20 protein-coding genes and 1 pseudogene are annotated in these 21,947 nt (G+C 41.6%); 18 read left to right on the plus strand and 3 right to left on the minus strand.

The window, feature by feature from the left end:
- Nucleotides 1-74: 74 nt before the first annotated feature.
- Nucleotides 75-965 carry a magnesium transporter CorA family protein gene (locus LRC_RS11900; RefSeq protein ID WP_258414699.1) on the plus strand — a complete coding sequence of 297 codons (891 nt, stop codon included), beginning with the start codon at nucleotides 75-77 and terminating at the stop codon, nucleotides 963-965.
- The gene (locus LRC_RS11905) at nucleotides 887-1,354 is read left to right on the plus strand and encodes a CorA family divalent cation transporter (RefSeq protein ID WP_258414701.1); all 468 of its coding nucleotides are present in this window, start codon (nucleotides 887-889) and stop codon (nucleotides 1,352-1,354) included. The genes LRC_RS11900 and LRC_RS11905 overlap by 79 nt, the downstream gene beginning before the upstream one ends.
- A 44-nt stretch (nucleotides 1,355-1,398) precedes the next feature.
- On the opposite strand, the gene LRC_RS04220 is transcribed toward LRC_RS11905, so the two are convergent.
- Together LRC_RS04220 and LRC_RS04225 are read right to left on the minus strand one after the other, a co-directional pair.
- Complete coding sequence (locus LRC_RS04220) at nucleotides 1,399-2,046, minus strand: copper homeostasis protein CutC (protein ID WP_014073276.1); 648 nt, start codon at nucleotides 2,044-2,046, stop codon at nucleotides 1,399-1,401.
- Between the two features lie 12 nt (nucleotides 2,047-2,058).
- Nucleotides 2,059-3,093: a lactonase family protein gene (locus LRC_RS04225; protein WP_014073277.1), complete on the minus strand. Its 1,035-nt coding sequence runs from the start codon at nucleotides 3,091-3,093 to the stop codon at nucleotides 2,059-2,061.
- Between the two features lie 162 nt (nucleotides 3,094-3,255).
- Between LRC_RS04225 and LRC_RS04230 the strand changes: the two genes are divergently transcribed.
- On the plus strand, nucleotides 3,256-3,612 hold the full coding sequence (locus tag LRC_RS04230) for a PTS glucitol/sorbitol transporter subunit IIA (RefSeq protein WP_014073278.1): 357 nt from the start codon (nucleotides 3,256-3,258) through the stop codon (nucleotides 3,610-3,612).
- 110 nt (nucleotides 3,613-3,722) lie between these two features.
- On the opposite strand, the gene LRC_RS04235 is transcribed toward LRC_RS04230, so the two are convergent.
- On the minus strand, nucleotides 3,723-4,700 hold the full coding sequence (locus tag LRC_RS04235) for a GMP reductase (RefSeq protein WP_014073279.1): 978 nt from the start codon (nucleotides 4,698-4,700) through the stop codon (nucleotides 3,723-3,725).
- 273 nt (nucleotides 4,701-4,973) lie between these two features.
- Between LRC_RS04235 and LRC_RS04240 the strand changes: the two genes are divergently transcribed.
- The 15 genes and pseudogenes from LRC_RS04240 (at nucleotide 4,974) to trpD (ending at nucleotide 21,945) form a co-directional block, all read left to right on the plus strand.
- Nucleotides 4,974-5,483: an aminoacyl-tRNA deacylase gene (locus LRC_RS04240; protein WP_014073280.1), complete on the plus strand. Its 510-nt coding sequence runs from the start codon at nucleotides 4,974-4,976 to the stop codon at nucleotides 5,481-5,483.
- Between the two features lie 377 nt (nucleotides 5,484-5,860).
- A complete protein-coding gene (gene trmL / locus LRC_RS04250; RefSeq protein ID WP_003693586.1) occupies nucleotides 5,861-6,373 on the plus strand; it encodes a tRNA (uridine(34)/cytosine(34)/5-carboxymethylaminomethyluridine(34)-2'-O)-methyltransferase TrmL in 513 nt (170 codons plus the stop codon).
- Nucleotides 6,374-6,476: 103 nt separating this feature from the next.
- On the plus strand, nucleotides 6,477-8,738 hold the full coding sequence (locus LRC_RS04255) for a DNA translocase FtsK (protein WP_014073282.1): 2,262 nt from the start codon (nucleotides 6,477-6,479) through the stop codon (nucleotides 8,736-8,738).
- Between the two features lie 135 nt (nucleotides 8,739-8,873).
- The gene (gene yfmF / locus LRC_RS04260) at nucleotides 8,874-10,133 is read left to right on the plus strand and encodes an EF-P 5-aminopentanol modification-associated protein YfmF (protein WP_014073283.1); all 1,260 of its coding nucleotides are present in this window, start codon (nucleotides 8,874-8,876) and stop codon (nucleotides 10,131-10,133) included.
- A gap of 2 nt (nucleotides 10,134-10,135) precedes the next feature.
- A complete protein-coding gene (yfmH, locus tag LRC_RS04265; RefSeq protein ID WP_014073284.1) occupies nucleotides 10,136-11,440 on the plus strand; it encodes an EF-P 5-aminopentanol modification-associated protein YfmH in 1,305 nt (434 codons plus the stop codon).
- Nucleotides 11,437-12,165, plus strand: a complete 729-nt coding sequence (gene ymfI / locus LRC_RS04270) for an elongation factor P 5-aminopentanone reductase (RefSeq protein ID WP_014073285.1) — start codon at nucleotides 11,437-11,439, stop codon at nucleotides 12,163-12,165. Before yfmH ends, ymfI begins: the two co-directional genes overlap by 4 nt.
- A gap of 104 nt (nucleotides 12,166-12,269) precedes the next feature.
- Complete coding sequence (locus LRC_RS04275) at nucleotides 12,270-13,157, plus strand: helix-turn-helix domain-containing protein (protein WP_014073286.1); 888 nt, start codon at nucleotides 12,270-12,272, stop codon at nucleotides 13,155-13,157.
- A gap of 68 nt (nucleotides 13,158-13,225) precedes the next feature.
- The gene (pgsA, locus tag LRC_RS04280) at nucleotides 13,226-13,813 is read left to right on the plus strand and encodes a CDP-diacylglycerol--glycerol-3-phosphate 3-phosphatidyltransferase (protein WP_014073287.1); all 588 of its coding nucleotides are present in this window, start codon (nucleotides 13,226-13,228) and stop codon (nucleotides 13,811-13,813) included.
- Nucleotides 13,814-13,956: 143 nt separating this feature from the next.
- Complete coding sequence (locus LRC_RS04285) at nucleotides 13,957-15,195, plus strand: competence/damage-inducible protein A (RefSeq protein ID WP_014073288.1); 1,239 nt, start codon at nucleotides 13,957-13,959, stop codon at nucleotides 15,193-15,195.
- Nucleotides 15,196-15,315: 120 nt separating this feature from the next.
- Complete coding sequence (gene recA / locus LRC_RS04290) at nucleotides 15,316-16,404, plus strand: recombinase RecA (RefSeq protein ID WP_014073289.1); 1,089 nt, start codon at nucleotides 15,316-15,318, stop codon at nucleotides 16,402-16,404.
- A gap of 332 nt (nucleotides 16,405-16,736) precedes the next feature.
- Nucleotides 16,737-18,298 (plus strand): annotated as a pseudogene (gene rny / locus LRC_RS04295) (ribonuclease Y).
- 211 nt (nucleotides 18,299-18,509) lie between these two features.
- Nucleotides 18,510-18,746, plus strand: a complete 237-nt coding sequence (locus tag LRC_RS04300) for a hypothetical protein (RefSeq protein ID WP_014073291.1) — start codon at nucleotides 18,510-18,512, stop codon at nucleotides 18,744-18,746.
- Between the two features lie 126 nt (nucleotides 18,747-18,872).
- Nucleotides 18,873-20,378, plus strand: a complete 1,506-nt coding sequence (locus tag LRC_RS04305) for an anthranilate synthase component I family protein (RefSeq protein ID WP_014073292.1) — start codon at nucleotides 18,873-18,875, stop codon at nucleotides 20,376-20,378.
- Entirely contained in the window at nucleotides 20,362-20,931 is a 570-nt protein-coding gene (locus LRC_RS04310) for an anthranilate synthase component II (RefSeq protein ID WP_014073293.1), read from the plus strand. Before LRC_RS04305 ends, LRC_RS04310 begins: the two co-directional genes overlap by 17 nt.
- Before the next feature lie 3 nt (nucleotides 20,932-20,934).
- Complete coding sequence (trpD, locus tag LRC_RS04315) at nucleotides 20,935-21,945, plus strand: anthranilate phosphoribosyltransferase (RefSeq protein WP_014073294.1); 1,011 nt, start codon at nucleotides 20,935-20,937, stop codon at nucleotides 21,943-21,945.
- Nucleotides 21,946-21,947: the final 2 nt, after the last annotated feature.

A 21,947-nucleotide genomic window follows, 5' to 3' on the forward strand; every position in this document is an offset into this window, starting at 1 on the left:
TGTTTGTAAAGAGGTTTAAGCACAGAAAAGCATGTTTTTTGATAGTCGAATTGCTCTGCCTCGGGGAGTTTCTGATGATAATTGCTGAAATTTTCAGGGGAAGGCTTCATGTTCCGGAGTTGATTGCCGCATTTTCAAATGAGACGCTGGCTTGTTTTATTTTTGTCGCGGCTTTGAGGGGCTTGAAAAGAAACGGGCATTTTGTATGTTTTGCGGTCAGTGTTTTTATGTTGGCACTGACGATGGTCAGTTTTTTTCTGCAGCTTTTCTTGGCAGATTTTACGTTTGAAAAGTTGTTTTTTTACTTCATTTGCAGCGGATTTTCCCTTTATTACTACTTTGGCGAACATGACGCGCATGAGAAATCTTTTTGGAAAAACATCAAGTATTTTGATGATCCAATTGCCGAGACCGAAAATTCTTTCGAAGTCCGAAAGGATGCCCCGTTGAAATACAGAATCATTGACAAAAAAATCGTGGAATGCGGAGAAAAAGACAATCCTGAAATCGTAATCATGACTCCCGAAGAGTATCAGGAATCGAACGCTTCTGAAAGAGTCAAGCTGTGGCTGAACAAGCTTAACGGTGAAAAATACACGACCGTCGATATTATTGGCGATGAAATTTTTGGAACAATGGCATTGTTGAACAGAAGTAATCTGCTAGGAAAGGGTATTTTTGTTCGGTATCACCTTTCTGAAGAACGTTTGATATTCATTGACAAAAGCGGCATTATGGCTTCTTGTTTGGCTGATTGCGTTGAATTGCAGAATGTAAAGAGCCATAATCTGGCACAGGCGTTTTTGAACTGTATTTATCATTTGACCTATCGTGATGACTTTTTTTCAATGACTGCGAACGCAAACTTGATTTGCTTGAAGATAACATGGCAGACAACGTTTTGGAAATTCCACACGATTTTGAAGAATATATTTTTAAAATCAAAAAAGAACAGCGGCATTTGATGAGATTCTACAAACAAATGACGGAACTTGTCACGAATATTGCTGAAAGCGGAGTCGATTATCTTGACGAAATCAATCTAACCGACATGCAGATGGTTGCAAATCGTCTTAGCCGGTTGAATCTTGAAGCACAAAGCATGTTCGAATATGCAACGCAAATTATTGATACGTATCAAGCTAAAATCAACGTCAGACAAAATAAGGTGATGCAGATTTTGACGATCGTGACAACGATTTTCATGCCGCTGACGCTGATTACGGGATGGTACGGAATGAACTTCAACATTCCGGAAACAACGTGGAAATACGGTTATTTGATTGCAATTATCAGCTCAATCATAATAATTGCAGTTGAAATTATTTTGTTTAAAAAAGAAAAGTGGATGTAAAAAAGCTGCGAAATTTTTGATTCGCAGCTTTTTTAATCAATAATCTAATCATGCATGAGATTGACGATTTTAGTTCCGTGGACGGACTTTACGCCCAGTTCTTCAGCAATTTGCTCGCAATTTTCAAACGTGATGCCGCCTCCCGGCAAAATTTCAATGCGATGATCCGCATATGAAATCAGTTCTTTTAAGTGAGGGACGGTTTCTTCGATAGGAACTTCAAGCGGCCCGCCGTGAGTCAAAATTCGGTCGAAACCGGAAGAAACAGACCAGTCAATGGCCTTTTTTTGTTCTTCAAAATCCAGCGAATCAAATGCCATGTGAAGTTCAAGCTGCATCCCGAATGCAGCCTGGGCAAGGTTTTCCATGGCCTCGAAATCAAGTCCGCCGTTTGAATCTAGCGCACCGATGGCTATCGTATCTGCGCCCAATGATTGTGCGGTAAAGATGTCTGACTCCATTATTTTGATTTCAGCATCATTGTAAACGAAATCACCGCCTCGCGGTCGAATCAACACCGTTACCGGAACTTTTTTTTCGTGCGCGTACTTCAGTGATTCTGCCATAACGCCCTTTGAAACGGTCGTTCCGCCGCAGGAAAGATTGTCGCAGAGTTCGATGCGATTTGCGCCGCAGGAAATTGCACGAGAAAGCAAAGTATAATTTTCAAGACAAGCTTCTCTAATCAGCATAGCAGACTCCAATCAATCGTTGATATCGGCAAAACAAACGCAAACGCCTTCAGGGACAACGATGTCTTTTTGAATGCGCGTCAGCTTGCCGGTTTCTTCATTGCGTTCGTAAAGCGTTCCGTTGTCCGTATTCTGATTGACGCACACAACGAAACGTCCCGTTGGATCGATGTCAAAATCGCGAGGAAAATCTCCTTCGGTTGAAACGAATTCGACAAAATCAACCATGTGATCGTCATGAATTTCAAATTGTGCCAATGAGTTGTGGCCGCGATTTGAAACGTAGACGAATCTGTCATCATCAGAAATTCTGATGGCAGCGGCACCGTTATGTTCGGTCCAAGTTGAAGGAATCGTTTTGACTGTTTGTTCGAGCGAGAAACACCCTGTTTTTGCGTCATACTTTAGAACAGAAAGATTGCTTGAAAGTTCGCCTGCAAGATATGCATAATTGCTGTTGTGTGCAAAAACAATGTGGCGCGGCCCAAAACCTGGTTCTGTTTTAAAAACGGAAACAAGCGAAAGTTTGCCTTCATCTGAGACGTCATACGTCGAAACGGTATCGTTGCCGAGGTCAACAGCAATCAGCCGTCCGTCCGGAGCAAGGTCCGTGTAGTGAACATGTGCTGAATCTTGTTCAGGGCGCGGACCGTTGCCTTCATCTTTGACAGTATCCCTTAAACTGAGCGTTTGATCAGCGTTAATTTTGTAAACATCGATTTGTCCCTTATGATAGTTGGCCGTGAAAATCAGCTGTCGCTTTTCGTCAAAACCGACGTAGCAAGGGTTGGCACCAGGCGTTAAAGCTTCGTCATAAAACGTAAATGCCGAATTTTTTGCGTCAAATGCAGCGATTCCGCCAAGATCGTCTTTTTTGGCTACTGAGACGAGCGTCTTTTTATTTGTGACTTTCATATAAGTCGGACTTTGCAATCCGACGACGGGTTTAGGTTCAGAAATCGTTTTTTTCTCGGTATCCAAGGTTGCATAATAGATACCTTTGCTTGTTTTTTTAGTATATGTTCCGAACAGAATTTCTTCTTTCACGCATAAACATCCTCTCTGTAGTTATCTCTATCGATATCGATTATAACATATCCTTTCCAAGAAAACGTTGTCAAAGAATATTAATCTACAAAGAAAGAACAAAATAGGTTATAATGAATTTATTAAGCATTGAACAAGCGGATTAAGAGAGGAATTTTTGATATGATTAAGAGCAAGATTACTGCAATCGGTCCCCAGGCAATTGACGAAAAGCAACCATTGCTTATTTTATTTGGTGAAACGGCATCGGAACGTTTGCGCGAAGTATCATTGATTCATGATTTTGAAAATGATCCGATTGGCGGATATGACATCAAGAAGGGTTCAAAGGTCAGAATCGGTTCTTCCGAATATGAAGTCGAATTCGTCGGACAATTGGTTGAATCGAACCTGACTTCCATTGGACATACTGTTTTGGCCTTTAAAGAAGTTCCGGAAACGCCCCAGGAGAATGCAATTTATTTGAAACCGCACGCCATGCCAAAAATTGAAATCGGAACCGAAATCGTTTTTGACTAGTTGGTTGTTATAGGCATTGACTCAGTTTTTTGACGATTTGAATTTAAAAAACGGTCAAGAATCAATCAGGTTCTTGACCGTTTTTTCGTGATTTTTAAAGACGATGTTTTTTAAAAGGTATCTCCGTTGAAGATGGAGTTCTTAACGATTACATAATCAACTTTGCGAAGTGCCATCAGTTCTTTTCCGCCTGCATATGAGATGGAGGATTGAAGGTCTTCCTGCATTTCGCGCAAGGTATCGGAAATATGTCCGCGGTAAGGTACGAGCAATTTTTTGCCTTCGACGTTTTTATATTGTCCTTTTTGATATTGGGAAGCAGATCCGTAGTAGACTTTGTATTTTTGCCCGTCTTTTTCAATGACTTCACCGGGCGTTTCCTCATGTCCGGCAAACATTGAACCAATCATGACCATTGAGGCTCCGAATCTGACTGATTTGGCAATATCGCCGTTATTGCGAATTCCTCCGTCCGCGATGATGGGCTTGCTGGCAGCCTTTGCGCATAATCTGACTGCTGCTAATTGCCAACCGCCTGTTCCAAAACCTGTTTTAAGCTTAGTGATGCATGCTTTTCCCGGTCCGATTCCGACCTTTGTCGCATCAGCCCCTGCATTTTCAAGTTCACGAACGCCTTCCGGAGTACCGACGTTTCCGGCGATGACAAAGACTCCCGGCATTGCTTGCTTGATATGTTTGATCATTTCGATGACCGTGTCTGAATGTCCGTGAGCAATATCGATTGTGATATATTCCGGGACAAGATTTTGAGCGGCCAATTCATCAATCAGCGCATGCTCCTTTGGCTTGACGCCAACGGAAATTGATGCGAATAATCCTTGATCATGCATTCTTTTAACGAATGGCAAGCGTTCATCTTCATCGAAACGGTGCATGATGTAGAAGTAGCCGTTTTGTGCCAGCCAAACGGCAAGTTTTTCATCAATGACTGTTTGCATGTTTGCAGGAACAACCGGAATGTTGAATGTCATTGGGCCGAATTTGATGCGCGTATCAATTTCGGAACGACTCTTCACAATACACTTGTTAGGAACAAGCTGAATATCTTCATAATCAAAAACTGGCATGATATACCTCGCAATTCTAAAATATGTTGCGGACTTTCGACAAGGCGGATGCGTCCGCAAACACAAGTAATATACTTTAAATGAGACCAAAAGTCAACGCAAATAAAGTCGCTTTGAGAAAATTCACAAAAAATTAAAATACTATTTTGTTATTGAGGATGAGGATCATGTTTTGTTCAGGCGTTTCATGAAATCAGTATTGATAATTTGGACTTATCTGATGCGAGATGTTAAGATTGGTAACATAATTGAATGGAAGGAAGCTGAAAAAAGATGGCTAAAAAAAAGAGCACTAAAGAAAAGAAGACAAACGATGAACGAATCTTGGATCAGCACCACATTGAGTATGAAGAAGTTTCTTTTGATTGGATCAATAATGGTGCTGATGCCTTAGCCGAGGCAAAGGAACAGGGAGTTCCGGCAGAAAGCATCTTGAAAACGATTGTGATGCAGGCAAATAATGATGCAAAAGATTACATCGTGGTATGCTTGTCTCTTATTCATGAAATCGATTTGAAGCTTGTTGCGCATGAACTTGGCAAAAAGCAGGTTCATCTTGCAGATAACAAAAATTTAATCAATATTACCGGATATGTTCATGGGGCAAATACTCCAATCGGCATCAATATCAGAAAAGGATTCCCCGTTTATTTTGACGAACGCATCAAGAATTTTGATGATATTTCCGTTTCTGCCGGAAAAGTCGGACGTTCCGTCAGATTGAAAAGGGATGATCTGGTAAGTCTTGTTTCTGGAAAATATATTAAAGTCAGTGAAAATTAATGAAATCAAAGTTAAACTTAATTTTCCGGCTTATATGTCATTTTCTTCGGCCTTTTTCCGATTATAAGTTTTTTCTTAACTAAAAACTTTGAGAAAGGCCTGAATGAAGGACTTTTTTAACGATGAAAGTCCCGTTTCAAGGCATTGCCGTCAGGAACGGAACCAAATTTGAAAAATTAAGATTTTTTAAAAAAGTTATCGAAAACCTATTGAAAATTAAAATATACAGTGTTAGTATAGTGACAAGAGATCGGTTGTTGGCAATTGACGGAACTGTCGTTAGTTGCTGTATGATTGTACTTCATTAACGTAACTGTTCGCCGTGCCCACACCGAACGGTTACGCTTTTTTTATGTCAAAAAGAGAGGAATCCTTAAATGACGAATCACATTGTATTGTTTGAACCTTTGATGCCGGCAAACACGGGAAATATCGCCAGAACGTGTGCCGGAACGAATACTGAACTTCATCTGATCAAGCCCCTTGGCTTTTCGACCGATGATAAATATATGAAAAGAGCGGGACTTGATTATTGGGATAAAGTAAAGATTACCTATCATGAGAATCTGCCTGAATTTTTGGAATCGATGGATGAAAACGACGAACTGTACGTCGTGTCGAAATTTGCAGAGAGAACCTATGCTGATGTCGATTATACCGACGAATCCAAAAACCATTATTTTTTGTTCGGCAAGGAGACGACGGGACTTCCGGAAATTTTTATGCGCAAGTATGAAAAGAAGTGCATCAGAATTCCTCAAAACGACCGGAATATTCGTGCTCTGAATTTGTCAAATACGGCTGCGATCGTGATTTACGAAGCGCTCAGACAACAATCTTTTCCAGATTTGGAGCGCGTTCACCGTTATGAAAACGATAAATTGAAATAGTTGTTAAAACCGCCAAAAACGGCGGTTTTTTGTTGCGAACATTTGTTTATTTCGGCAGGGGTATGCTATAATTGAAACCAAGACTATCAGGGAGGATTTTTTAATGGCTCAGAAAAGAAAAAAAACGCGCAGAAAAAATAACGGGATCGTTTTATCTGAGCATGTTATTGGGGCAATTTATATCCTGTTTGCGGTTTTGGGCTTTTTAGGCATGGGATATCTCGGGGTTTTGTTGTCAAATGTTTTGCGCTTGTTCGTAGGCGATACATATAAAGTCGCTTTTATCTTGATGATTATTTTGGGCTGTTGTTTGCTTTTAACCGGAAAAACTCCGAAACTGAACAAAAAACGAATTTGCGGGCTGTTCATTTGTTGGTCAGGCATCTTAGTCATGTTTTCAGCGCTGATGTTTGCGAGACTTGACCTTCATGCGCGTTTCGTTTCAATCACATGGCAATATTTATCAGCTGATCTGATGTCTTCAACGCTTGGGACGACGGTCGGCGGGGGGCTTGTAGGTTCCTTTCTTTATACGCTGACTTATTTTTTGACGGCACAGTTAGGTTCATATCTTGCGGCAGATGTTCTGTGTTTTTTTGGTTTGTGCATGATGCTGAATTTATCAGCACAGGATTTGATCGATGCTTTCGGTCAAATGTGCTATGTTGTCATTTGTTGGCTGAAAAATGCAGCAGCTTGGCTTTTGAGAAAAATCAAAGAGATTCTTTCGCAGATTTTTGCAGAAAAGGGCAAGCTTCATAAAAAATCTTCAGACGTTTTGAAAAAGTACGTTCAAACCGAAGAAAGCCGATCGGAAGAAATTTTCGATCAGGACAAATCAGACGATGTGACTGAAATCATCGAAAAAGAAAAGGATGAATCCTTGAGTGATTCGCAAAATGAAGAAGACCTTGGATTTTCTGAAGAAACTTTTGAAGATTCCGATTATAAATTGCCTTCGATCGATTTATTGACTGACGGAAAGGATACAGATCAAAGTTCGGAACAATGCACAATCAGAAAAAACAAGGATGTTTTGATTCGGACGCTTGAAAGCTTTGGTGTCAAGGCTGAACTTAAAAACGTCATGCTCGGTCCTGCCGTTACAAGATATGAGCTTCATCCGGCAATCGGGGTCAAGGTTTCAAAGATTGTCAATTTGGCCGATGACCTGGCGCTTGCCTTGGCGGCCAAGGATATTCGAATCGAAGCCCCGATACCGGGAAAGCCGCTGATTGGAATCGAAGTTCCCAACCAAAACGTTGCGACGGTTGCATATAAAACGATCATCACCGAATTCAAGCGGCGCAAGGGTAAGCGGAAACCGCTTGAAGTTCCGCTTGGGCACAATGTTTCGGGCAATTTAGAAACGGCTGATTTGGCCAAAATGCCTCATTTGCTGATTGCCGGCTCAACCGGCAGCGGCAAATCGGTTGCAATCAACGTAATTATTACGAGTCTTTTAATGAATTGTCGCCCGGAAACGGTCAAGCTGATGATGGTTGATCCAAAAAAAGTCGAACTTGGAATCTATAAAGACATTCCTCATTTGCTCGTTCCCGTGATTACCGAGCCTCGCAAGGCCGCACGTTCGCTTGAAAAGGTCGTCGCTCGAATGGAGGAACGATATGAACGATTTGCGGAAAAGGACGTTCGAAACATTTCAGGATACAATCAAATGATTGAACAGGAAAATGCAAAAGACGGCGGCAAACGTCCGCTCATGTCTTATATTGTCGTTGTGGTTGATGAGCTTGCTGATTTGATGATGACGACCGGTGGCTCCGTTCAGGATCAGATCGTCAGAATCGCACAAATGGGACGCGCTGCCGGAATTCATATGATTTTGGCGACGCAGCGCCCGTCAGTTGACGTTATCACGGGGTTGATCAAGGCAAACGTTCCGTCACGAATGGCATTTGCGGTCTCAAGCGGAACTGATTCGAGAACAATCCTTGACAGTAATGGGGCGGAAAAACTGCTTGGTCGCGGTGATATGCTGTTCATGCCCGTCGGTCAAAATAAACCGACGAGAATTCAGGGGGCGTTTATTTCTGATGAAGACGTGGCGAATGTCGTTGAATTTGTTTCTAATCAGCGCAGCACCGCATTTGACAAAACGATGGAAGTTTCGGACGAAGAAATCGAGCAGGAAAAACGAGAAAATGATGTTGACGAATTGTTTGATGACGTCGTTAAGTTCATTGCGGTTGAAGGAAAATGCAGCATCTCATTGCTTCAGCGTCATTTCAGCATTGGATACAACCGTTCGGCACGAATCGTCGATGAACTCGAGGCGCGGGGGATGGTCGGAAAACAAGAAGGTGCCAAACCGCGGGAGGTTTACGTCAAGCCTGAAGAATAAGCGTCGAAAAATTCTCTTTCAGAACCCGAAAGAGAATTTTTTTGTTTGCTTTCTAAAAAGGGGGAAGCCTTGTATTTCCGTGCATTTTACTATAAAATGAAAAGTAATGCTAAATATTAGAAGGGGGAACTGTGTGTGCAAATAAGCATAACGGACGGGGTCGACTTGATTTTGATCCCTACACAACAGTTCAAAACAAATCGGATTGTCGTTTCTTTTATGACCGAATTGGCAGACGTGAGAAGCTTGAGCATCAGAACGCTGCTGTCGAACTTGCTTGAGACAAGTTCAAGCGATTTTCCGACTCAAAGCAAGACGGCGATGGAACTGTCAAAGATGTATGGGGCCGGGTTTGGCACGACTGTCAATCGTCACGGAAATATCCATATGATTAATTTTGTTTTTAATTGCATTGATGATAAATTTTTGGAAAATCCGGTCGGATTGGTCGATGCCGGATTTACATTTTTGAAAAAGATGATTTTAAATCCGCTCGCAGAAGATGGCGAGTTCGACCAAGAAACGTTTTTGCGTCAAAAGCAAAATTTGATTGCATATGTTAATTCCATTAGGGATAACAAGCAAAGTTATGCTTCTTTAAAACTCCAAGAGGGTTATTTTAATGAAGCAGCACAAAAATCGCCTGTTTTCGGATCTGCAGAAGAACTCGAGAAACTTACTTCAAAGGATGTCTATGACGCCTATCTTGAAATGATCAAAAACGATCGGATTCAGATTCTTGTTTCCGGAGACATTGATGAAAACTTGGCTGCTGAGCGTTCAAAAGATTTCAATTTTGCTGAAAGAAAGCCTGAATATTTTGACTTGAATTATGCGCAGCCTTTAAAGAAAACTGTCAGTGAAAACGTTGAAAAACAAAAGCTTAATCAAAGCAAGCTTGACCTGGGCTATCGTTTGGACGTTCCGTATCGCTCGAACCTGCATTACGCAGCGTTGATTTTTAACGGACTGTTTGGTGGTTCTCCGCTTTCAAAGCTTTTCGTCAACGTTCGCGAAAAAGAAAGCCTGGCATATTATGCGAGTTCTTCATTTGATCCTTATAGACAATTTTTGATGGTTCAGACTGGAATTCAATCAGCAAACAAGGAACACGTCATTCAGTTGATTGCAGACCAATTGAAAGCTTTGGCAATCGGGGATTTTGAAGATGTTCTGGTAGAAAGCGTCAAGTCATCTTTGATAAATAATTTTGAGAGTCGGTTGGACAATCAAATGACGGCGGTTAATCGTGCTCAAAATGATATTTTGACCGGGACGTATGTTTCAAATGAGGATTGGATTCGGAATGTTTTGAGCGTTTCAAAAGCAGAAATTATGGAAGTTGCAAGCAAGGTCAAACTGCAAAATATCTATTTTCTTGATGGAGGTAATTAGTCGTGGAAGAGATAAATTATCCGCGGTACAATGAGGTTCTTTATACCACTGTTCTTGCCAACGGATTGCGCGTTAATTTGTTGCCTCGAAAGAATTTTCATAAAACATATGGTGTTTTGACAACGGATTACGGCTCAATCGACAATACGTTCATTCCGTATGGCAAAGAAGAATTGATCAAAGTTCCGGACGGGATTGCGCATTTTTTGGAGCATAAGATGTTTGAAAAACAAGATCATGATGCTTTTGATCTTTTTGGACAGTATGGCGCATCCTCCAATGCTTTTACAAGTTTTACGAGAACGAGCTATTTGTTTTCTGCAACTCGAAACGTTGACAAGTGCATCGAGATTTTATTGGATTTCGTTCAAGAACCTTATTTTTCTGAAAAAATGATTGAAAAAGAGCGCGGAATCATTGGTCAAGAAATTAAAATGTATGACGATGACCCGAGTTGGCAGCTTTATTTCGGCATAATCGGGAATTTGTATCCTGAAGATCCGTTAGCAAGCGATATTGCGGGGACGGTTGATTCGATTGCGCAGATTACCCCTGATGATCTATACTCTTGTTACAGGACTTTTTATCAACCAAGCAACATGAATCTTTTTTTGGTCGGAGGATTCAATCAGGACAAGGTATTGGATCTTATTCAAAAAAATCAAGCAAACAAAACGTTTGATGCTCCGTTTGAAATTACGAGAGCAGCTTTTTCAACCGATAAAGAAGGAAAAGACGTCATCCCGTATCGGATGAATGAGCTAAACGTTCAAAGACCTGCAGCCATCGTCGGAATCAAAGGTTTGGATGACGTTCCGGGAGGAAGAGACGGACTTTTTTATAAGCTTTCCTTGGAAATGCTGATGTATTTGCTGTATGACGAAACGTCTGAACAGTACCTTGAATTATACAACAAGGGCATTTTGGATGATAGTTTCAGTTATGACGTTACGGTTGAGCGAGGATTTCATTTTGTGACGATGTCAAGCGATACGGAATTTCCGCAAGACTTTTCAAATTCGATCATCGGGATTGCTGAAAATGCTCAGAAAATTTTGGAAAATGCAGAGGAAAGATTCGAGCTTGCCAAACGTGAGCTGATCGGGCGCAGCATTTCGGCAATGAATTCGCTTGAAAATATCGCCAATCGCTATGAAGGAAGCCTGTTTGACTATGCAACGATTTTTGATATCGTTCCGCTGCTTGAAAAGATGACTTTGAAAGACGTCGAGAAAACGGCCGAATCATTCATCAGATCCGAAGCTGTCAGCGTTTATCAAATTCTTCCAAAGGGGGAAGAAGCGTGAAGTGGGCATTGATTTTTGGAGCATCGGGAGATATTGGCTCAAAAGTTGCGGAAGATTTGGCCGATGCAGGCTGGTCGCTTTATCTTCATTATTATCAAAATCGCGAAAAGATAGATGAAATTTCCCAAAAACTTACCAAAAAGCATCCAAAACAGGATTTCATCACTTTGCAATACGATATGACGGATGCGGACAATATTTCCAAAATCTGCGATTCAATTTTCGGAAAGCTGAATGCGGTTGTTTTTTCGGAAGGGACGACTTACTATGGCCTTTTTTCAGAGTTATCGCCAAACAATTTGGATATGATGATTACGATGCAGCTCAGAACACCGCTTAGAATCGTTCAGTCGCTCCAGGATAAGCTTGCTGAGTCTGAATTCGGTCGCATTGTTTTTGTCGGCTCCGTTTATGGCGGTGCGGGCAGTGCGATGGAAGTCGGTTACAGCACGGTTAAAGGTGCTTTGAGTGCATTTTCAAGGGCATATGCGAAAGAAGTCGCATCGTTGGGGATAACGGTTAACGTTATTGCGCCCGGTGCTGTTGACACCCAGATGAACAAGATTTTTTCTGAAAGCGAAAAAGCAGATATCGATGCTGAAATTCCGATCGGACGATTTGCATCTCCTGACGAAATCAGCTACTGGGTTTTGGTACTTTTAAGCGAAAAAGCAGGGTATCTGACGGGTCAGACGCTGTATGCGACCGGAGGATGGCTAAAATAAAGGTTTTCTTATCATTTTTAGTTGATAAAATATGTTATAATTATTAGTGGATTGAGTTTTCAAATATTTTCACAATCATTACGAAAAATACTGGAGAGATTTCAATGAATGGGATTGGACAAACTTTAAAAGAAGCTAGAGAAAAGAAAGGCTTAACGCTTGACGATCTGCAACAGACAACAAAGATTCAAAAGAGATACTTGATTGCAATTGAAGCTGAAAACTTTGATGCGCTGCCAGGTGACTTTTACGTGCGAGCTTTTATTCAGCAGTATGCCAAGGTCGTTGACTTGGATGGCGATGAGTTGCTTGCACAGCTCGAAGAAAAAACGGGGATCAAAGCTGAAACTCCGGTTGCTCATGAGACGACGACGAGGACAGAGGCGGTTAGAATCGAACAGGCAGAAAAGAATGACTTTTTGGGCAAATTGATGAACTATTTGCCAACGATCATTATCGTGATTGTCGTCGTTGCAATCCTTGGAACGATTTACGTCGTTGCTTGGGGCAATCACAGCAAAAATACCGAGTCTCAAAGTTCTTCAAGTCAGACGGTTTCGGTTTCATCTGATGTCAAGAAAGAGAAATCGTCTGCAAGCACGTCTTCTGCTAAAAAAACCGCAAGTTCAAAAACGCCGTCTGCTAAAAAGAAGTCAGCAGCTTCAACTAAGCAAACGATTGAGAACGTTTCTTCAGAAGGTTCAAAATTCGTCTATGACGTTAAAAATGCAGCGGATAAGAACAAATTAGAGCTTTCCGTCAGCGGCAGTGCTGCTTGGAGCTCCGTTTCATCAAACGGTTCTCAAGTATGGCAAGGAACTTTGAATGACGGTGGTAGCCATACTGTCGAACTTCCGGAAAGTACGACGACGATTACGATCAGTTTAGGCAATTCAAATTCAACTTCGCTTAAATTAAATGGCAAGAAGTTTGATTACAAGAAGGAAAATGACACGTTGACAGTCAGAACGATTACGCTTAATCTTAAGTAGGTAACATTAAATGGCAAGGCTGAAAGCCTTTTACAGATGCAAACACCTTTTGATTTGGGAGGATTATTATGAATTTGCCTAATAAGTTGACGGTTATTCGAATTTTATTGATACCGTTATTTATGTTGGTATTATTGCTTCCGCTTGATTGGGGAAGCATTATGGTTGCGGGAACTTCCATTCCGGTAACGCAGTTTATTGGCGCCGTTATTTTTGCATGTGCTTCAATCACGGATTTTGCTGATGGTCAAATTGCGCGACGCAATAAGCTGGTGACTAATTTTGGCAAGTTTGCCGATCCGTTGGCGGATAAAATGATCGTTATGACCGCTTTTGTTATCTTGGTTCAAATGGGCAAGGTTCCGGCATGGGTTGCAGCAATCATTGTTTGTCGCGAGTTGGCGGTTACCGGTCTCAGATTGATCGTGGTTGAAAACGACGGTGAGGTTATTGCAGCAAAAATGCCTGGTAAAATCAAGACGTTTACGCAGATGTTTTCAATCATATTTCTGTATTTAAACGATGTTTTTTTTACAAATATTCATTTCCCGATTGGTGAGGTTTTGCTTTATATTTGCCTATTCTTTACAGTTTACTCAGGGATTGACTATTTTTGGAATAGCCGGGCGGTTTTTGAAGATTCGTTCAGTAAATAATTTTGCAGGGTTGAGAAAATTTTCTTGACCCTGTTTGTATTTTTAGCGACAGACTTGAAAAAGTTCCGGTGCCGTGAAATAATTAACAGGAAAATAAAATGAAATAACGTTTTTTCGCGTATTTAAGAATAGGTGGGATTTTAATGCATGCAGAAGTTATTTCGGTCGGAACGGAAATTTTGTTAGGCCAAATTACGGATACAAACTCGACGTTTATCAGCCAACGTTTGGCCGAACTGGGGATTGACGTTTATTTTAAAACGGTTGTCGGGGACAATGAAAAAAGATTGCTTCAAGCTTTGGAGATTGCTTCAGGCAGGTCTGACATGGTTATTTTATCCGGTGGACTCGGGCCGACAAAAGATGACCTTACGAAGCAAACCGTAGCCAAATTTTTAAATTGCGGACTTTTGACGGATAAGGATGCTTTAGAGTCCATTGAGGAGTATTATCGTCAAAATAATCGGAAAATGACCGATAACAATCTGTTGCAGGCAAAATATCTCGAGGGTTCGGTTTCGCTTCCAAATGAAAGCGGCATGGCGGTAGGCAGCTATTATCAAAATCAAAACGGGCCTGACTTTATTTTGCTCCCTGGACCTCCAAGCGAAATGCGCCCCATGTTTGACAAGCAAGTAATGCACAGATTGAAAGAAAACTATGCAAGAGAACATCTGCTTTTTTCACGAGTTTTGAGATTTTACGGTATTGGCGAATCACAATTGGTGACTGAATTGGATGACTTGATCAACGGACAAACGAATCCGACGATTGCGCCTTACGCTAAAGTTGGCGAGGTTACGCTTCGTTTGACTGCTCAGGCAGATTCAAAAGAAAGCGCAAAAGAAATTCTTGATGAAACGGAGCAAGTTATTTCGAAACGCGTGGGTCAATATCTTTATGGGTATGGTGATGACAACAGTCTTCCGGAGGTTGTCGTTGAAAAACTAAAACAAAAAGGATTGACGGTTTCCGCTTCTGAAAGTTTAACTGGCGGTTCATTCCAGAAAGCAGTTACGGACATTGCCGGTTCTTCACAGGTTTTTCCCGGCGGATTCGTGACCTATTCTGCTTCCGCCAAGGAAAACCTGTTGGACATCCCGAAGGAAATAATTATTGAAAACGGTGTCGTCAGCGAAGCAACCGCAAAGTGGATGGCTGAACGGACAAGAATCAAAATGGATACGGATTTTGGCGTTTCATTTACGGGCGTTGCCGGGCCTGATACGTTGGAGGGAAATCCCGCAGGAACTGTTTGGATCGGGATATCGCAGCGAGACAGGCAGACTGCTGCTTTTGAATATCATTTTTATGGGGATCGAGATGCGGTTCGCATTCGCAGCGTTTTAGCCGGATTCGGCCTGATTAACAATGAACTATAATAAAAAAACAGCTAATCAAACTTTAGTTCGCAATATGCTTGCTTTTTTTTAAAGAAACAAGTATCATAAGGTATGTAAACAAAACAAACGTTCAATTTATAAGAGAGATGAGGGGTTTCGGTGAGCGACGATAGAAAAGCGGCATTAGATAATGCTCTTAAGAAAATTGAAAAAAATTTTGGCAAAGGTTCTATTATGAGGATGGGCGATAAAGCTGATACCAGGATTTCGACCGTGCCAACTGGCTCGCTTTCGTTGGATGAAGCGTTGGGAGTCGGCGGTTTCCCACGTGGGAGGATTGTTGAAATCTACGGTCCTGAAAGTTCTGGTAAGACAACTGTTGCATTGCATGCAGTTGCTGAAGTTCAAAAACGAGGCGGAACTGCAGCTTACATTGATGCTGAAAATGCTCTTGATCCTGCTTATGCACAGGCATTGGGTGTTAATATCGATGAATTATTGCTGTCGCAGCCTGACACGGGAGAACAGGGACTTGAGATTTGTGACGCATTGGTTTCATCCGGTGCGATTGACATAGTTGTTGTCGATTCGGTCGCTGCTTTGGTTCCACGAGCAGAAATTGAAGGCGAAATGGGCGATACGCACGTGGGATTGCAAGCACGTTTGATGTCGCAAGCTTTACGAAAACTTTCCGGCACAATCAATAAAACCAAGACGATTGCTTTGTTCATAAACCAGATTCGTGAAAAGGTCGGCGTCATGTTTGGCAATCCTGAGACAACTCCTGGCGGTCGTGCATTGAAGTTTTATTCGACGGTACGTTTAGAAGTGCGCCGTGCTGAACAGATCAAAGACGGATCAGATATTATTGGGAATCGTGTTCGTATCAAGGTTGTCAAAAATAAGGTTGCGCCTCCGTTCAAGACGGCTGAAGTTGATATCATGTATGGTGAAGGGATTTCCAAGACCGGTGAATTGATTGATATGGCAGTTGAAAAAGAAATCGTCAAGAAGAGCGGTTCGTGGTTCTCATATGGTGAAGAACGCATTGGTCAAGGGCGTGAAAACGCAAAGAAATATATGAAAGAACATCCGGATATCATGGAAGAAGTTACGAAGAAAGTCAGAGCAGCATACGGAATTGATGATAAGCAGGATGATGAGCAGCTTGAATTGAAAATTGATGATGACAAAGGGACAAAGTCGGCTGCTAAATCATCAAAAAAAGTTGAAGACAGTACAAAGTAGTTTCTGACATTCGTTCGGAAAAACTTATTTGCTTTTACTGATTTTAGAATCGGTAAAAGCTTTTTTCATTAATTTAACATTTTTTGTGTTTAGACGTAGATTGAATTTGTTAATCAATAAATTCGGTAATAGTAAGAAAGTGACATTTAGTTATTTGAGATTGCTTTTTCTTTGCATTCGCGCAACCTGTTTTTCTAATAAGCATTGACATACACCACTGAAAAACATTAGAATATTATTGTGCGTAAAAACATTTTTAACATCTTAATAAAAACACAACAAGATAATAATCAATTCTTGAAACGATGACGGAGGGGCAAAATTTGGAAAATATGCTTGTCATCCTCGTAATCGCGATTGTAACATTGATGCTTGGGTTCGTGTTTGGCTTTGCTTATCGGAAGAAAAGCTATGAAAAGTCTCTTGATGCCGCCACTAAAACGGCCAACGGGATTTTGGACAATGCTAGAAAAGAAGCAGCGGCTCAAAAAAAGGAAGCCTTGTTAGAGGCTAAAGATGAGAGTCAACGCTATCGTAGCGAAGTCGAAGACGAATTGAAGGTTCGCCGTTCGGAAGTTCAAAAGCAAGAAAACAGATTGCTTGCTCGTGAAGAAAATATTGATCGCAAAGACAATACTTTAGAAAAGCGCGAGCATGCGATTGAAAAGAAAGAAGGCCAGTTGAATTTTGAACAGCAACGACTAGAGGCCAAACGTCAAAAAATTGCTTCGCTTGAAAAACAGCAAGAGACTAAGCTTGAGGAAATCGCTGCTTTGACCAAGGAACAGGCAAAGGATTTGATTTTAAAGGAAACAAAATCAAGTCTTGCTCATGAGTTAGCCGTAATGATTAAAGACAGCGAAAATGAAGCTAAAGCACAGGCAGATCGAACTGCAAAGGATCTGATTGCTCAAGCAATTCAGCGCAGTGCGGCAGACATGGTTTCGGAGACGACCGTTTCGGTTGTCAGTCTTCCAAATGATGAAATGAAAGGTCGAATTATTGGTCGAGAAGGTCGAAATATTCGGACATTGGAAACTCTGACAGGAATCGACTTGATTATTGATGATACTCCGGAAGCGGTAGTGTTGAGCGGATTTGATCCCGTTCGTCGAGAAATCGCAAAAATGGCCCTTGAGAAGCTGATTCAAGACGGACGGATTCATCCGGCAAGAATTGAAGAAATGGTCGAAAAGGCTACTAAAGAGATGGATGTTCGAATCAGAGAAAAAGGTGAAGAGACAATCTTTGACCTTGGAATTCATTCGATGCAACCGGATATGATCAAGACTGTCGGCCGTTTGAATTATCGAACGAGCTATGGTCAAAACGTTTTGGAACACTCGATTGAAGTTGCGAAAATTTCGGGTGTTCTTGCTGCTGAATTAGGTGAAGATGTTACATTAGCGAAACGCGCAGGATTATTACACGATATCGGGAAGGCCGTTGATCACGAAGTTGACGGTTCTCACGTTGAAATCGGGGTCGAATTGGCCAAGAAGTATCATGAAAATGAGACAATCGTAAATACGATTGCGTCTCTCATCACGGTGATGTTGAACCTAAAACGGTCATTGCCGTTTTGGTCGCTGCAGCAGATGCAATCTCGGCTGCACGTCCAGGCGCTCGCAGCGAGTCTTTGGAAAACTATATCCACCGTCTTGAGAAATTGGAAAATATTTCCAACGAATTTAATGGTGTCAAGAAGAGCTATGCCATTCAAGCAGGGCGTGAAGTCCGCGGCGTTATTGTTGAGCCAAATGAAGTCAGCGATAACGGTGCAGTTGTTCTTGCACGCGATATCAAAAATAAAATCGAAGATGAACTTGAATATCCGGGACATATCAAAGTTACTGTCATTCGTGAAACACGTGCAGTTGAATATGCCAAGTGATATTTTAAGAACGGGAACGAAAGCATCGCAAGGTGCTTTCGTTTTTTATATTTAAATGTGAAAAAAGATTGACAAAAGTTTTAAGTTAAAATATAATTATATCAACATTAACTGAAAGGAAGATTGTACTATGAAGATGTTATTTAAAACTTGGCAAGTCTGGCATAGCTTAGAGTAAACTTACATCATTTCAGTGTAGGTTTGCTTTTGTTTGTTTAACAATCAAGGGAAAGCCTATGCTGGTACAATCTTTATTGACGACCGCATAGATGATGCGGTCGTTTTTTTTCCGACATCACGGCTTTCTCAAAATATCGAAACCTTTGAAACAGAGATAAAGGCAGAAAAGTGCGTCAAGAGAGTTCGGGGTGCTGGAATCCGAATCGTGTCGGCTGTCAAATGGACTGTTGAGGGCATGGTCAAAGAGCAAGGCTTGAGTATTCCATGACGCGTAATCGACGTTACAGATTTCGAGAAGATGATTTAGCAATCATAAAGAAGGTGGCACCGCGGGTTGACTCGTCCTTACAAGCATTATTCATGCTTGCAGGGGCGGGTCTTTTTTATAAGGAGGATGAAAAGCGTGTATCCTAAATATGAGCAGTTAAAAAAGATGGCAGTTGAGAAGAAGTATCATCGAATCCCGGTTGCGATTGAGATGTATGCTGACGTGACTACTCCGGTTGAGGCATTGAAAAAACTGAGAAATGTGAGTCAAAGATGTTATCTGTTTGAAAGTGCAAGTCAAGATGAACGTTGGGGCAGATATTCGTTCATTGGTTGTAATCCTGAAATGGAGATTGTTTGCAACAACGGTAAAATCAAGCAATTATTTTATAAAAACGGAGAAAAGACCGGTCAAGCAAAACCGGATGAAGATAACCCACGCATTTTTTTGCGCAAGCTGATTGAAGCAAACAAAAGCCCGGTATTGTCTGAGATGCCACCATTTACAGGCGGTTTGGTCGGGTATTTTGCTTATGATTATCTGAAATACGGCGAACCAAAACTAAAACTGACAAATAAGGGAGACTTTAACGATTTGGACCTGATGTTGTTTAACGAAACGGTTGTCTTTGATCATTACCGGCAAAAAATCATTTTGATAGCAAACGTAAATCCTGCTGAACTTGATGAATCGCTTGAAGTTGCTAAGAAGAAATTAAAAAATCTGCGCAACGTGCTTGCAGGCAAAGAAAGGTTCGAATTTGAAAAGCTTGAACTAAAAAGTAGTCTTGAAACGGAATTTTCCCTTCAAAAGTATTCCAAAAAAGTTGAAGAAGCAAAAAAACATATTTTTGCTGGCGATATTTTCCAAATGATTTTGTCGAATCCGATTCAGGCAAAAGCTACAGGAAGTCTGTTTGATGCTTATCGCGTCTTGCGTGTCGAAAACCCTTCACCGTACATGTTTTATTTATCGACCTCAGATGAAGAAATTGCCGGAGCTTCTCCTGAAACGCTTATCAGATCTGAAAATGGCAAATTGGCTACTTTTCCTTTGGCAGGAACAAGGAGAAGGGGCAAAAATGAGGAAGAGGATCTGATGTTTGAAAAAGAACTTAAAAAAAGCAGCAAGGAACGAGCTGAACACGAGATGCTGGTCGATCTTGGACGCAATGACCTTGGAAAAGTTGCGAAAATCGGAACGGTAAAAGTCGAAAAACACATGGAAATTGAACGTTTCTCACAAGTAATGCATCTAGGGTCAACTGTTGTCGCGGAAATTTCGGACCAAAAGGACGGACTTGACGTTATCGATGCCGTTTTGCCTGCAGGAACGCTTTCAGGAGCACCAAAATTCAGAGCGTGTGAAATTATCGAAGAATTGGAAGAAAGCAAACGGGGAATTTACGGCGGAGCAATCGGATACTTGGATTTTTCAGGAAGTCTGGACGTTTGCATTGCAATCAGGCTTGTCAGCAAACGGGGCACCAATTTGCGCATTCAATCCGGAGCGGGAATCGTGGCCGATTCAGTTCCGGAGCAAGAGTTCAAAGAGTGCCAAAATAAGGCACGTGCAGTTGTGCTGGCGATTGAAGAAGCGAAAGGAGGTATCGGAGATGATATTGCTGATTGATAATTATGACAGTTTTACCTATAATCTTTACCATTTGTTTGGTGCAACCGGTATTCAGGTTATCGTCAAAAGAAATGACGAGATTACGTTAGGCGAGATTGAAAAATTGAATCCGCAAGCAATCATTCTTTCACCGGGTCCGGGACGACCTGATGATGCCGGTATTTGCCTTGATTTGATCAGGCGTTTTGCGGGAAACGTTCCTATTTTGGGAGTCTGCTTAGGACATCAAGCAATCTGTCAAGCATTTGGAGGAAAAATCGTTCATGCCAAACATCTAATGCATGGCAAAACGAGTCAGGTGAAAATCGTTTCAAAGTCGAATCTTTTTAAAGGAATTAAAAGCGGATTCACGGCTGCCAGGTATCATTCTTTAACGGCAGATCCCGACAGTTTGCCGAGCGAGTTAAAGGTAACTGCACAGGATGTTGACGATCAAGAAATTATGGCCGTGGAGAATAGCGACAAGTCAATTTATGGGGTGCAGTTTCACCCTGAATCAATAATGACGGAAGACGGGAAAAAAATAATCGAGAATTTTTTGGAGGCATGAAAAATGATTGAATCAGTTATCAAAAAGGCAACGAAAAAAGAAAATCTTACTTACGAAGAAGCACGTATGACAATGACGGAATTGATGAACGGAACGGCAACCCCCGTTCAAGCATCAGCATATCTTGTTTCGATGGCGATGAAAGGCGAGACAATCGACGAAATTGCAGCCAGTGCTGAAGGAATGCGTGCTGCAGGAACAAAATTGCAGACGAATCGTAAAGTGGCGGAAATCGTCGGAACCGGTGGCGATGGTTCTGATTCGTTCAATATTTCGACGACCGCCTCGTTTGTTATTGCATCAGCAGGAATTCCTGTTGCAAAGCACGGCAATCGTTCTGCGTCATCAAAATCAGGTGCGGCTGATTGTCTGGAAGCATTGGGAGCCAAGATAGATATTGATCCGGAACGAAACGAAGAAATTTTAAACGAAACCAATATGTGCTTTTTGTTTGCGAAACGATACCATTCGGCAATGCGTTTTGTAGGACCCGTCAGAAAAGAGCTTGGCATAAGAACGCTTTTTAACGTGTTAGGACCGTTAACGAGTCCGGCAGATGCTAAAATCCAGTTAATGGGAGTTTATTCAAAAAATTTGGTCGAACCGTTGGCACGCGTGTTGAACAGGCTCGGCGTAAAGCGAGGGATGGTTGTGTACGGAGAAGACGGGCTGGACGAAATTTCAATGAGCGCAAAAACGAAAGTCTGCGAAATCAATAATGGCGTTTTTAAAACTTATGAAATCAAGCCGGAAGACTTTGGCTATTCAAGATGCAAAAAGGAGGATCTTAAAGGAGGGACTCCAAAGGAAAATGCTGAAATCACAAAGAAAGTTTTAACCGGAGAAGATCGGAGAGCAAAACGTGAGGTTGTTTGCCTGAATGTCGGTGCGGTTCTGTATTTGGCGGGATTGACAAAAGATATGATTCAAGGAGTCAGATTGTCAGAACGACTGATTGATGACGGTTCAGCCAAGGTCAAACTGGAAGAATTTGTGGAAGAGACAAACAAGTGAGG

It is taken from the genome of Ligilactobacillus ruminis ATCC 27782 (assembly GCF_000224985.1).
Classification (GTDB): Bacteria; Bacillota; Bacilli; order Lactobacillales; family Lactobacillaceae; genus Ligilactobacillus; species Ligilactobacillus ruminis.